Here is a 14,511-nt window from a genome sequence, read left to right as displayed (position 1 = left end):
GATTGATCATCCTAATTATAAAGTAGTAGACTCAGAGAAATCCTATTTCTATTACTATTGGGAATTTAATATATGGTGTTAGAAGTTAGGGTGGCTATAACCATGTGAAGCGTTGTGAGTTGAGTATAACTCCCTCCTATTTGATAGGCATCTTGTAGCTAAAGAAAGGCAAATAAGGTTTATGAAAAAAAATATTGTTATAACAGTTGGCATTATAATGCTATTTGCTATCGTTTTCATCATCGGAAATGGACATTATTTTAAAAAAAGTAATGCTCCGATTGTGAAGCAAGGAATAGCGATGGTAACGACCGAACAACTTGAGAATAATAAAATGATTAAGCTAAATGGCGAATGGTTCTTTTATCCGAATGTATTATTATCGCCCCAACAATCGTTAAATGACTATACGAATCAACGTATACCGTTAAATGTTCCTGATAAATGGGCAGGGGATTTTCAGTCAGCTGAGAAGGGACCTATTGTTGGAACCTATCATCTTAAGGTAAAGGTTCCCATAGAAGATCAATACGGTTTGTTTTTTGGGGGTATTCATAAATCTAGTCGAGTTTTTGTGAATGGCATTGAGGTTGGCGGAAAAGGAAATCCCAATACATCTTTTGTAGAGTTTCGACCAGAGAATGATGATCAATTTATGGTCGTTGGGCAAAGTAAGGAGCAAGTACTGGATATTTTTATACAGGTAGCCAGCTTTAGCGAATTTTCAAATTCAGGAATTGTTGAGTCTGTTGAACTTGGTACAAAGGATGCGGTACAGCATTTTTATGACAGAAAAAGATTGACTGATATAGTAGTGATTGCTGGTTATATTGTCTTTGGTATTATTTATCTAATTAGCTATGGGCAGAATCGCAAGCGGAAGGAAGAATTGTTTTTCGGGCTGTTTATGGTTTTAATGGGCTTGCAATCCTCCTTTGTGAATATGAAAATTTTCTTCCAGGTTGTGCCGAACGAATGGATTACCAGCCAACTACAGCTCCAACTGGGAATTATACCTCTTCTATATAACTGTATGGTACTTTTTCTTCATACAATGTACCCACAAGTGACAAATAAGAAAGTGGTTTATACATTGGTTGGTTTTCAAAGTTTTATTTTTCTTATCTATGGTATTTATAATCCTATTTCTTCTGATCTAAGTAAGATGACTGAACGTACTGTGATTAGTCAACAAATCACCTATCTATTATTGATAATACCGGGAATGATCTATATCGCATTGATTTTAATTCGTATTATTTTGCGAAATTTAGAGGGGGCTTCTTATGTATTAATCGTATTTGTGGCGACCTGCTGCTATTCATCATTAATGATCGTGCATATTTTAACAGAATTCTCTGTTGATTATAGTGGGTTAGTGCTTTTTTTATGTATACTGGTGGGCTTTTCCTTATTATTAAATTATCGTACAAATGCTACGTTTACGAAACAAGAAGCGCTTACAGAGGAATTGCAAATACATAATTATATGAAGGATGAATTTTTGCTAAAAACATCTCATGAATTACGCACACCTTTAAATGGTATCTTAAATTTATCAAAATTATTAATGGAAGGGGCAGAAGGGTCTTTAAAACGAAATCAGCAGGAGCAAGTGATATTAATTCACAAGATCACACAGCGCTTAGGAGAGATAGTAGAGGATTTATTATTTTCATCTAATCACAATATATCAGGAGAGCTACGTGTGTCGCCTCGTGTTGTACCAATCAGTATTATAAATGATGTAGTAACAGAAATACGTAGTGTGATGTCTGCGAATAGTTATGTACGATTACTCGTGGAAGTAGATGTGACATTACCGCCCATGCTGACGGATGAATTGCGCTTTAAGCAGGTATTGTACAATCTGTTGCACAATGCTCTCCAGCATACCGAGCTTGGAGAAGTAATTGTAACGGCTTATCAGCGACAACAGCACATGGTGATTGAAGTGAGTGATACTGGAAAAGGAATACCCGCTCAGGATTTAGAGCATATCTTTACGGCATTTTATCGGGTAAAAAATGAGCATCATCTGGAAGGGCTTGGATTAGGATTAAGTATTGCCAAAAATATTGTAGATAAATTAAATGGTACGATTGATGTCAAAAGTACTCTTGGTGAAGGCACTACTTTTACCTTTACAATGCCACTTGCCACAAAGAGTCAAATAGATTCAGAGGCTTCACTTGTTACCACTGAACAAACGCCATCAGCAATACTGCAGCTTGAGCTACCGTTGATCCATCAAGGTAACGATAAAAAAATACTTGTTGTCGATGATGAACATTTCAATATAAAGGTGTTAACGGATGCATTGGCTTTAAAGGGCTATACAGTGATTGGGGTGGATAATGGCTTTGACGCTATCGACTACATCAAAACAAATCAAGTGGATTGTATGTTAGTCGACTTAATGATGGAGGGAATGTCAGGCTATGAATTATGTAAACAAGTGCGCAAGCAGTATGATATGTTAGAGCTTCCAATCATTGTGTTAACGGCTATTATGAAGCATTCTGACTTCATGTTAACTTTGCAGCTAGGAGCTAATGATTATTTACAAAAGCCTATAGCAATGGATGAATTGCTATTACGCATTGAATCATTATTAGCTGTTCGACAATCGTCCTTAGATGCAATTGAAGTAGAAATGAACAATTTATATTCACAGGTGACACCTCATTTTGTCTATAACACACTCACGACAATTATTGGGTTGAGTTATACGGATATGGATAATGCAAGGGAAGCGCTATACTGTTTAACAACCTACTTCCGTGCAAAGCTTAATGTACATTCTCGCAACAATATGATAATGCTTGAAGAAGAAATAGAGCTTGTAAAGGCATATCTTGCTATTGAAAAGATGCGGTTTGGTGAACGTTTAACCATTAAATATAATATTGATGAATCTATACAATTGATGATACCAGCATTATCACTTCAGCCTTTAGTGGAAAATGCTGTTTTTCATGGTATTTCCAAAAAGTCAGAGGGCGGTACAATTGAGGTGAGTGTCCAACGCGAGGGGCAATTTATTCAGATTAAAATATATGATAATGGAGTCGGTATACCTGCTAAAAAATTACAACAATTAATGAATGAAGAAAGCTTGCGCATTGGTTTTACAAATCCACTTAAAAAATTTAAATTAATGAAAAATGTGAGCCTTCGTTTATATAGCAAGGAGGGGAAGGGAACAACAATTTTAATACTTTTACCTGAGGGGGATGACGCATGAATATTGTCATTATAGATGATGAAAAAATAGTTATTGATGCTTTACGTTTCACTTTAGAGCAGCTTACACAGTTTCAGATTTCTATTAAAGGAACATTTACCAATGCAAATGATGCACTGCGATTTTTAAAAAGAGAAGCAGTCGATGTTGTTTTTTTAGATATAGAAATGACGGATGTGCATGGCTTACAGGTAGCAAAACAATTAATCATGAATTCCACTATTCAAATAATATTTGTAACAGCCCATGCACAATTTGCAGTAGATGCTTTTGATATAGAGGCAACGGACTATTTATTAAAACCTGTCCATGAGAAACGCTTGATTAAGGCATTGATGAAAGCACAGAAGAGGCTGCCACCGCAAGGCAATGTCAAAAAAGAGAGCAAAGAGCATCTCTTTTATGCCCATACACTCAATCACTTTTATCTATTGAATGCACAACATGAGGTGATTAAGTGGCGTACAAGAAAGGTGCGAGAACTATTTTTATATTTATGGTTTCATCGAAAAAAGCCCATGCTAAATGTTGTCATAATAGAGGAGCTTTGGCCTGATTTAGAGTTTGAGAAGGCAGCTAGTAATTTGCATACAACGGTTTATCTATTGAGAAAGGTGTTTAAGGACAATGGTATTCAAGAGCCAATTGTACTAGTTAATAATCAATATCAACTAAATGTGGAGGTTACCAGTGATTATGATAAGTTGATTAGTTTGCTGGATCAGGAAAGGCATGATGACCTATCCATCCAGCAACTTTTAAATTGTTATGAGGGTGATTTTTTAGCGGAAGAGGGTTATTTTTGGGCTATTCAAACCCAGTTGCGCTTAAGGCGTCAGGTTTTACAGGTACTCGAAATGTATGTGACTACAGCAAAGTCTAATAATGCCTTACCAAAATTAAATTGTTTACAAAAGATGCTAGAGCTAGATGAGTTTAATGAAAATTATATGTTTCTACTACTAGAATTTTTAATTGCACAAAACAAAAAACAGGATTGCATAAAGTGTTATGAGAGCATAGAACAGAAATTATCAAAAATCGGAATTTTAGTGCCAGAGGAAATTCATCGTATTTATCATACATATATAAGACAATCCTAAATCTTTGCATTCTACTGATAGGTGTACCGACCACTCTGTTTTCGTTACAGGAAATACTACTTGTTTTTATGGTATAAAATATAAAATGAGGATATAAAATCCTTTTAAGCATATTAGTCAATGGACAATTCAAGCCAGAGGAGAAGAATATGTAATCAAGCAGTAAAGGTATTGAAGCCCGTTCAATCTCGACAGCAGAGAAAAGAATATTCAAAATGAGTATGGGTATTCTCTGAAGTTCAATCACCTATAGTGAAATCATATGACACCAATCAGCGCGCTAATGGGTTAGGTAGGCATCTAACGATCAGCGTGCTTTTCTTATTGGCAGCAATTATTATTATAAAGTGCTATGTTGTAGGGGGGAAAGGCTTTCTAAAAGTGGATGGATGAATGATAACGAATCAAGCTGAAGGTATGTATCTATTATGACCTACTTACTGGCGCTCCAACTATACATAAGCTACTCTTACTATTAATAGTAAATTAAATAATGTAGGAAAAGGATCATTTTGAGGCTAACCATATAAATGAATCGGTGTATGGTTATGCACAGCATGGGATAGTGAATGCTTAAATTTCACAATTTACGGATTGTATGGTGGGAGTTGATAGGCAATGCTGACTACTATTCTCATTTTTAATAGATATTACGTTATAGGCTATTTCGAGTTGTTCAGATTTTGTTCAAAAGCTCTATGCTAATATGCTTAAGGAGGGTAATAAAAGGAGGTAGTTGAAAACTTAACTGTAGGGAGACATGATAATGAAAAAAAATATCTTAATAATTGCTTGTATTATCATGCTGTTTAGTATTGTCTTTTTTCTTGGCAATTGGCACTACTTCTCTGATAAAAACCCTCGAATTGTAGAAGATGGTGCAGTAACAATTGAAGCGGAGCAATTACAAAAAAATAAAATTGTTAAATTAGATGGTGAATGGTCTTTCTATCCGAATGTTTTAATTCCCCCACAAGCATCACTAGATAGCTATGAAGATGAACGTATAGCTATTCCAGTCCCTACAAAGTGGCATAAATATGTTCAGCCCAATGAAGAGGAGCAGGGCTTAACGATTGGAACATATCATCTTAAGGTGAAGGTTCCAGTGGAAGGGCAATATGGCTTGTATATTCGGACAATTCGACAATCCAATCGCGTTTTTATGAATGATATAGAAGTAGGGGGAAAGGGTAATCCTAGCGAAACCTTAAGTGGGTATCAAGCTGAAAATGATGATAAATATACTGTATTTACACAAAGCCGCAATAACATACTTGACATTGTCATACATGTTACTGGTTTTCATCACCCACAGGCAGGCATTATTTACCCTATTGAATTTGGGACAATGCAAGCTATTCAGCATCATTACCGTATAAAGGTGTTAACAGATGTTTTAGTAAGTGTAGGCTATGTCATATTTGGCATTATTTATATTATGTCTTATATACAAAATCGTAGACGGAAGGAAGAGCTGTTTTTTGGGCTTTTTGCCATTTTACTAGGCTTGTATATGTCATTTATTAATCAAAAAGTATTTTTTATGATCGTGCCTATCACGCATGCACTTGGTCAATTACGTTTACAGCTTGGCAGTGTGCCTTTAGTGATTATGTGCTTAACACTATTTATTTATTATATGTATCCGCAATTGACAAAAAAAAGAACTCTTTATGCCCTCTTAGTTTTAATGGGGATTACCTTCTTTATGTATGCTATCTATAATCCATTTACACATAATACAAGAGCTACCTCAGAAGAGGAGGTTACTTTTAGAAAGCTAGTATATATTGCTCTTAATGCTCCAGTAGTCGCGTATAATGTATGGGTTCTTATTCGTGTATTGCTGAAACGATTAGAAGGTGCGCGATATATTTTAATTGTATTGATTGCTATTTGCTGTTACAGCGTTTTATTAGCCATAAATTTTATCACAGATATACCGTTTGATTATAGTGAAATTTTGTTGTTTTTATTAATGCTATTTGGCTTTGTCCTCTTATTAAATTACCGTGCAAATGTGGCATTTATAAAGATACAAGCATTATCAGAAGAATTGCTAACACATAATCAAATGAAGGATGAATTCTTACTGAAAACCTCCCATGAATTACGCACACCATTAAATGGTATTGTTAATTTGTCCAAATCATTAATGGAGGGGGCACAGGGACCATTGAAGCGTGCTCAGCAGGAACAGGTTATCTTAATTCATAATATTACCCAGCGTTTAGGGCATTTAGTGGAGGATTTATTGTTTTCTTCTACTCATATGACTGGAGAAATACGTGTTTCACCACGCGCTGTTCCGATAACGGTCATTAATGAAGTAATGACGGAAATACAGAATATTATGCCTAAAAATAGTCATGTGCGTTTAATTACAGAAGTAGATAAGGCATTACCAAATATGCTGACAGATGAATTGCGCTTTAAGCAGGTGCTTTATAATTTATTGCATAATGCTATACAGCATACAAAAATAGGGGAGATTATCGTCACAGCACATGCTCAACAATCACAGATGGTCATTCGAGTTAGTGATACAGGTGCTGGTATTCCGACACAGGATATAGAGCATATCTTTACTGCTTTTTATCAGGTAAAAAAACAAGGTCAAAAAGAAGGGCTTGGTTTAGGCTTGAGCATTGCTAAAAATATTGTAGAAAAATTAGATGGTGCTATTTATGTAACAAGCTCATTGGGGGAAGGAACGACATTTACGTTTACAATGCCGTTAGCGACAGAGACCCTCGTAAATAACGAACAAATATTCACAACAATGGGTACACAGGCAGCTACTGAAGTGCTAAAACTTAATTTACCATTGTTTTATAAAGGCAATGATAAAAAGATCCTTGTGGTAGATGATGATCATGTCAATATTAAAGTATTGGCTGACAACTTAGCCTTAAAGGGCTATACAGTGATAGCTGTAGATAATGGCTTTGATGCAGTAGCATATCTTAAAACAAATGAAGTAGATTGCTTACTGATTGATTTAATGATGAATGGTATGTCCGGCTATGAATTATGTAAGCAGGTGCGTAAACAGTACGATATGTTAGAGCTCCCTATTATTGTTTTGACAGCTATTATGAAGCATTCTGATTTAGTGCTCACATTGCAGGTTGGTGCTAACGATTATTTACAAAAACCTGTGTCAATGGATGAATTACTGATTCGTATTGAGTCTTTATTAGCAGTTCGTCAATCATCAATTGATGCCATCGAGGTGGAAATGAATTATTTATATGCGCAAGTAACACCACATTTTGTTTATAATACACTAAATACGATTATTGGCTTGAGCTATACCAATATGAATGATACAAGAGAGGCACTTTATTGTTTAGCGACTTATTTCCGAGCCAAGCTTAATGTCCATTATCGCAATAGTATGGTGCCGATAGAGGAAGAAATAGAGCTTGTAAAAGCCTATCTCTATATTGAAAAGATGCGTTTTGTCGATCGTTTAACGATTAACTATGATATTGATGAATCTATTCAGCTGATGATTCCTGCACTATCTATCCAGCCACTAGTAGAAAATGCTGTTGTTCATGGTATTTCTAAAAAATTGGAGGGTGGTACGATTGAGATAAGTGTGCAGCGAGATGGGCAATTTATTCGCATTAAAATTTATGATAATGGTGTAGGGATACCCGATGAAAAGCTGCAACAGCTCTTGAATGGCGAAGGATCTCGTATTGGCTTTATGAATCCATTAAAAAAATTCAAATTAATGAAAAATGCAAGCCTACGTTTATATAGTGAAGTAGGAAAAGGAACAACGATACTAATACTATTGCCAGAAGGTGATGGAGCATGAAGGTAATAATCATTGATGATGAAAAAATAGCGATTGATGTTCTACGGATTATGTTAAACCAGCTGGAACAATTTCAAGTTTCTATTAAAGGGGCATTTACGAATGTGATGGATGCTCTTACTTTACTGGAAAAAGAGACTGTGGATATAGTCTTTTTAGATATTGAAATGATTGATACACATGGCTTACAGGTAGCAAAGCAATTATTGGTCAAGCAACCATCCTTACAAATTATATTTGTTACTGCACATGCGCAATTTGCGGTGGATGCTTTTGAAATAGAGGCAACGGATTATTTGTTAAAGCCTGTTCATGAAAAGCGACTTGTGAAAGCCTTAATAAAGGCACAGCAAAAGTGGCAATTGCAGCAAATTGAAACAACATCAACGAAAACAGAACATCTATTATATGCACATATATTTGGTAGTTTTTATTTACTGGACGCACAACAAGAAGTAGTCAAGTGGCGTACAAGAAAAACCCGTGAGCTGTTTTTATATTTATGGTTTCATCAGAAAAAGCCAATGTTAAATGCTGTTATTATAGAAGAACTTTGGCCAACACTAGATTTTGAGAAAGCAGCTAGTCATTTACATACGACCATTTATCAACTACGAAAACTATTAAAGGAAAATGGTCGTAAAGATCCTATTCAATTGGTAAATAATCATTACCAATTAAATATTAAGATTGCTAGTGATTATGATGAGCTTATTCAACTATTAGAACGACAAAAGCATGATGAACAGTCCATTCAGCAGCTTTTAAATTGCTACGAGGGTGATTTTTTAGCAGAAGAGGAGTACCCGTGGGCGATGCCAATCCAGTTTCGCTTAAAACAAATGGTGTTGCATTTACTTGAAACCTATATCCAACATACAGTAGTCATTAATTCACTTTTAAAATTAAATTGTCTACAAAAGATGCTCGAAATCGATGAATTCAACGAGCATTATATGTTCTTACTATTAGAATTTTTAATTGAGCAAAATAAAAAGCAAGATTGTGTCAAATGCTATAAGCAAATACAGGAAAAGTTAAGAGAAATTGGTGTGCCGATACCGAAGAAGATTCAAATGATGTATAACGATTATATGGCTCGTGCCTAAATGAAACTTAAATCTTTGCGCTCCACAATAACATTATGAGAGAATTCAACTAGAAAGGGGCGAATGAAATGGATTCATTTACATTTTATAATCCAGTAAAGTTACACTTTGGTAAAGATGCATTAGAAAAGCTATCAAAAGAGTTAGCACAGTATGGCCAGAAGGTGCTGGTTGTATATGGTGGGGGAAGCATTAAAAAAAATGGTGTTTACCATGCGGTGATGGAGAAATTACAAGAGGCAAATAAAACTATTTTTGAATTAAGCGGCGTAGAGCCAAATCCACGTGTTGAAACAGCACGCCTTGGGATTGACATTTGTAAAAAAGAAGGAATTGACCTTGTTCTTGCTGTTGGCGGGGGCTCTGTGATTGATTGTTCAAAATTAATCGCTGCGGGTGCAAAGTATGACGCGGATGCCTGGAATATTGTGCAACGTAAAGTGTTTGTGCAAGACGCATTGCCGCTTGGTACTGTCTTAACACTTGCCGCTACTGGCTCAGAAATGAACTCGGGCTCGGTCATTACAAATGCTGCTACGGAAGAAAAGCTAAGCTGGGGCAGCCCTGCAACGTTCCCAAAATTTTCAATATTAAATCCAGCATATACAGTGACAGTCCCGAAAAACCATACTGTTTATGGCATTGTTGATATGATGTCGCATATCTTCGAGCAATATTTCCATAATACAACAAATACACCGGTTACGGATGAAATGTGTGAAGGCGTATTGCGAACAATTATAGCAACGGCTCCAAAATTACTAGAGGATTTAGAGAATATTCAGTTGCGTGAAACGATTTTATTGGCAGGGACAATTGGTTTAAACGGATTCCTGTCGATAGGTTCACGAGGTGATTGGGCTTCTCATAATATTGAGCATGCTGTATCAGCTGTGTACGATATTCCACATGCAGGTGGTTTAGCCATTCTTCAGCCACATTGGATGCGCTTAAATGTACCTGTTAATCCAGAGCGTTTTGCTGGTATTGCAACACGCGTGTTTGGGGTAGAGGCATCTGGAAAGACTGTAGAAGAGGTTGCTTATGAAGGAATTGATCGTTTAGCTGCATTTTGGACATCACTAGGTGCACCAAATCGTTTAGCTGATTACAATATTGATGATGCGAAATTTCCGCAAATTATTGAACATGCCATGCAAAACGGACCTTTTGGAAACTTTAATAAATTACAAGAAGAAGATGTACAAACAATTTTACAAAATTCTCTTTAATTATAAAAAATATGAGGCTATCTATTATAGTCTCATATTTTTTTGTGCCAAAAGGTTAAGAAAAATTAACGATTTGTGTTGTATTTTGTCGTAGAAGTTTCTTAAGACCTATAATATAATGTTGAATATAGATTTTCAGCAATTTTAGATGGGTATTATTGTATTATATGATGATTTTATTTACTCATATGAAGTGTGAGGTGTGTTTTGTCGTTTTTCTGCTATTTTTGTAATTTTGTTCAGAAATTGTTCAGTTGTTTTTATTAAAATAAATACACGATTAAACAAAAGGGAGAGAGACCAAATGTTGAAACAATTGCTTGAGGACCGTATTGTTACATTAAATTGTAGAGAGATGCCCTTTCAGCCGCATGTCTATAAAATGCAAAATTGTGTAGAAGTATTGGGAATTGAAGCGAAATCACTACAAATTGAAAATGATAAAATTGTCACAGGGTATATTGTTGATCAAAGCATATTTTTCAAAAGTTTACGTTTTGGACAAACAAATATTATTTTTTCAGATGGTGTGAATAAGGCAATTGTACAATTATTTGTTCGTCCCGCTGGAGAAATTATTGTGGAAGTGAAGCCTTATCTAGGGAAGGCAGAAATTGTGCCTGTTCATTATCGCACGATTTTAGCAGACACAGCGATTGCCATTGACTTGAAAGGTGCTTTAAAACATTATTTAATCGCTCATCATTTGATGAATGAGGAAGATTCTATTACAGAAGTTCACTATCAATCCATGCATCCCAATGTTTTAAAAGATTCTTTTGCAGGAAATTTTGTATTGGGTTGTCATGTGGATGGTAGGGCTCTTCAGAACGCAGAAGAATACGCTTTAGCGAATCGACAAGCTACCTTAAAATTTTCAAAAATCGCTATTCAACAACAAGGTGTACGAAAGGTTATTAGTTTTCATAAATTACTGACTTTTATGATTACAAATCATGTTTTTATGAGCTATGAGCATATACCTGAATACTTAAATAATGACGAGAAAAATCAGCATGAGCAAGACCACTTAAGACTCGTATAAAATATAGCCAACTGCCTGAAATATGGCAATTGGCTATTTGTCGTGTCAGTTGCCAGCATGCACCCAGCTTGTTTTTCCATCATCCTCATCAAATAATATCGCTACTTTAGCTACACCTTTTTGACTTAGTATGATCTCTGTTAAATGGTCTCGGACATCATCTAAAAAGGCTAAGGATAATTGGGGATCTGCTTCAGCTACTAATTCAACATGTAAAAACTCTCCTTCCTTAATCACCTCGAGACGTACAATATCCTTAATATTGGGATCATCCATGACAAGATAGGCAATATGATTTAGCATTTCTTCATCTGTTTCCCCGATAACACCACGAGCATTATCTAAGAAAACTTTCCCAACAACATAAAACATCATCGCTCCAATAATCATTGACACAAGTCCTTCTATTCTTCCCCACCCTGTGAAATAAGCGATCACAATTGCAGCAAAGGCTAAAATATTCCCGCTGGTAGCTACTAGGTCTTCCATAAACACTAACTTGGTTGCGGGTTTTGCACGATTCAAATAAGGAAATGCTTTTGGAATAGCTGTAAGGCCAGCCTTTTCTTGTCCAGCTTCATGCAAAACTTCTACAGCTGCTTTGGCGAGCACCGCACCTTCTAAAACAATCCCTATCAATAGTACGCCAAGTGCAATTAGTATCCCACTAGATTCTCCTGAAGGATGTATAAAATGATGCCAGCCTTCCTTGATCGTTTCATAAGAGAGAATGGCTACAATAATAACAGCAAATAAGCATACTAAATTAACAATACGGCCAAAACCGCTAGGAAATTGCTTGGTAGGCGGCTTTTTGGAAAGGGCTGAGCCGATATAGACAAATAATTGGTTTGCTGCATCACCAAGAGAGTGCATCATTTCCGCAAACATTGCAACATTTCCAGTAAAGAAAAAAGCAATTCCTTTAATAATACCTAAAAAGGTATTCACACCTGCTGCTAGTAGAGAAGGTTTGTTACCGTCCTTTAGTAGTTTAAATAGTTCTGTCATAAAAGTCCTCCAACTAGTTTAAAATTTCCATTTCGATTTTTTCTATATAAGATAGCTCTCGTAATGAATGATAAAATGATAATAAATTATCGGAGACGATTAAAGATAGACGTAAATCCAGCTCGTGTAAAACATCATCGTTTTTTAAAGGGATGTCTTTAATACGAATATTTTCAATGATGATGTTATTGTCTTTCAAAAATAATAAAAAGAATTCGGTGTTTGTAGCATCTTCAATTTGAACCTTTAATAAAATTTCTCGCATACGAATACGCTTAGGACCAATCTTCATTAGGAAGGGTGACAAAACTTCAATGCCAAAAACAATGATAATTACTGCTAATGTTGCGTCCATATAAAAGCCTGCGCCAACTGCGATCCCAATACCAGCAGCTCCCCATATCATGGCAGCGGTTGTTAAGCCTGTAATACTGTCATTCCCGCGTCTTAAAATAACACCTGCCCCAAGAAAACCAATTCCACTCACGATCTGTGCAGCCAAGCGAAGAGGGTCCATCGTAATATTGATGTCATCTCTAGCAGGGGTTGAGTAGGCTGTTTCAATGGAGATAATGGTTAGTAAACAGCTGAATGTAGCAATGACTAAACTTGTTTTTAATCCAACGGGTTTCTTTTTTAATTCCCTTTCAATACCGATAACTAAACTTAATGTGGCTGCAATCACTAATTTTATGCCAACCTCATATGTAATCATATTTTCTAATAATGTTTCCATACGCAATCCTCCCTAGATATTTCGTATTGCTAAGAGATATGTAAGCTGTCATTATTATATGTACCTTGTTTTTTGTATTGTACACTACAAAAATAAGGAAGTATAAGTATCTTTAATGGAGGTGGGACATGATGGATAAGCCTAAAATGCATCCATATATCCCTATTATAATAGGGGTTATCTCAGTATCCTTATCAGCTATTTTTGTTAAATTAGCACAAGCAGAGGCTGGTGTCATTGCATTTTATCGTATGTTATTTTCTGTGCTAATTATGGCACCATTGTTTTTGGGGAAGTACACAAAGGAGTTAACGAAGTTAAGTAGAAGAGATTGGCTATTTTCTTCAATTGCAGGAATATTTTTAGCATTTCATTTTATTTTATGGTTTGAATCACTAAACTATACATCAGTAGCAAGCTCAACCGTGCTAGTGACACTACAGCCATTGTTTGCATTTGTAGGTACTTATTTTTTCTTTAAAGAAACGATAACGATGAAAACAATTCTAGCGGGAGCAATAGCGGTTGTCGGAAGTGTTTTAATAAGTTGGGGCGATTTTAAAGTAAGTGGTACTGCATTTTATGGTGATATACTAGCTCTTATTGCCTGTGCACTTGTGACAGCCTATTTTTTACTGGGACAAGATGTACGTAAACGATTATCTTTGATGACCTATACAATGATTGTGTATGTTGTTAGTACGATTACTTTATTTATCTATGTACTGATGAAAGGAGAATCGTTGGCACCTCATTCTTCAATGGATTGGCTATGGTTTTTATTATTGGCGTTAGTACCTAATTTTTTGGGTCATACTCTGTTTAATTGGTCAATTAAATACGTTAGTACCAATGTGGTCTCAATAGCCATATTGTTTGAGCCTGTAGGAGCAGCTATTTTAGCATGGTTTATTTTTAAAGAGTATTTAATTGTCACGCAAATTATCGGGGGAGTTATTGTACTAACAGGCATTCTATTATTCGTCGTGGATATAAAAAAGATTTTTAACTTTTTTGCAAAAAGTACTTGATTTTTAAAATGCTATATTATATATTATTACTTGTCCTTAACAAGAAGGAACACTTAAAAATAAAGTTTTTAAGAAAAATGTTGACTTCTTGTTAAAAACAAGTTATAATAAAAAAAGTCGCTGAAAACGACTGAAACAACATGAACCTTGAAAACTGAACAA

The 14,511-nt window shown here is 35.5% G+C and carries 9 protein-coding genes; 7 read left to right on the top strand and 2 right to left on the bottom strand.

From position 1 onward, the window contains the following. Positions 1-181 precede the first annotated feature (181 nt). The 6 genes from ADM90_RS10370 to ADM90_RS10345 all read left to right on the top strand — a co-directional run bounded on the left by ADM90_RS10370 (position 182) and on the right by ADM90_RS10345 (position 11,571). Positions 182-3,247, top strand: a complete 3,066-nt coding sequence (locus ADM90_RS10370; protein ID WP_053994958.1) for an ATP-binding protein — start codon at positions 182-184, stop codon at positions 3,245-3,247. Then, positions 3,244-4,350, top strand: coding sequence for a response regulator (locus tag ADM90_RS10365; protein ID WP_053994957.1), 1,107 nt, complete (start codon positions 3,244-3,246; stop codon positions 4,348-4,350). Before ADM90_RS10370 ends, ADM90_RS10365 begins: the two co-directional genes overlap by 4 nt. A 766-nt stretch (positions 4,351-5,116) precedes the next feature. Beyond that, positions 5,117-8,185, top strand: a complete 3,069-nt coding sequence (locus ADM90_RS10360; protein ID WP_053994956.1) for a sensor histidine kinase — start codon at positions 5,117-5,119, stop codon at positions 8,183-8,185. Beyond that, a complete protein-coding gene (locus tag ADM90_RS10355; RefSeq protein WP_053994955.1) occupies positions 8,182-9,294 on the top strand; it encodes a response regulator in 1,113 nt (370 codons plus the stop codon). Before ADM90_RS10360 ends, ADM90_RS10355 begins: the two co-directional genes overlap by 4 nt. 68 nt (positions 9,295-9,362) lie before the next feature. Then, positions 9,363-10,526, top strand: coding sequence for an iron-containing alcohol dehydrogenase (locus ADM90_RS10350; RefSeq protein WP_053994954.1), 1,164 nt, complete (start codon positions 9,363-9,365; stop codon positions 10,524-10,526). A gap of 304 nt (positions 10,527-10,830) precedes the next feature. Beyond that, positions 10,831-11,571 carry a hypothetical protein gene (locus ADM90_RS10345; protein ID WP_053994953.1) on the top strand — a complete coding sequence of 247 codons (741 nt, stop codon included), beginning with the start codon at positions 10,831-10,833 and terminating at the stop codon, positions 11,569-11,571. A gap of 45 nt (positions 11,572-11,616) precedes the next feature. Here the strand turns inward: ADM90_RS10345 and ADM90_RS10340 are convergent, their stop codons facing one another. Then, positions 11,617-12,582, bottom strand: coding sequence for a cation diffusion facilitator family transporter (locus tag ADM90_RS10340; RefSeq protein ID WP_053994952.1), 966 nt, complete (start codon positions 12,580-12,582; stop codon positions 11,617-11,619). A gap of 13 nt (positions 12,583-12,595) precedes the next feature. Next, the gene (locus tag ADM90_RS10335) at positions 12,596-13,318 is read right to left on the bottom strand and encodes an MgtC/SapB family protein (RefSeq protein ID WP_053994951.1); all 723 of its coding nucleotides are present in this window, start codon (positions 13,316-13,318) and stop codon (positions 12,596-12,598) included. A gap of 131 nt (positions 13,319-13,449) precedes the next feature. Between ADM90_RS10335 and ADM90_RS10330 the strand changes: the two genes are divergently transcribed. Further along, complete coding sequence (locus ADM90_RS10330; protein ID WP_053995218.1) at positions 13,450-14,349, top strand: DMT family transporter; 900 nt, start codon at positions 13,450-13,452, stop codon at positions 14,347-14,349. Positions 14,350-14,511 lie beyond the last annotated feature (162 nt).

It is taken from the genome of Lysinibacillus macroides (assembly GCF_001281525.1).
Taxonomy (GTDB): domain Bacteria; phylum Bacillota; class Bacilli; order Bacillales_A; family Planococcaceae; genus Lysinibacillus; species Lysinibacillus macroides.
Note: the sequence above shows the minus strand (reverse complement) of the source record. Positions and strands in the feature narration are given on the sequence as shown.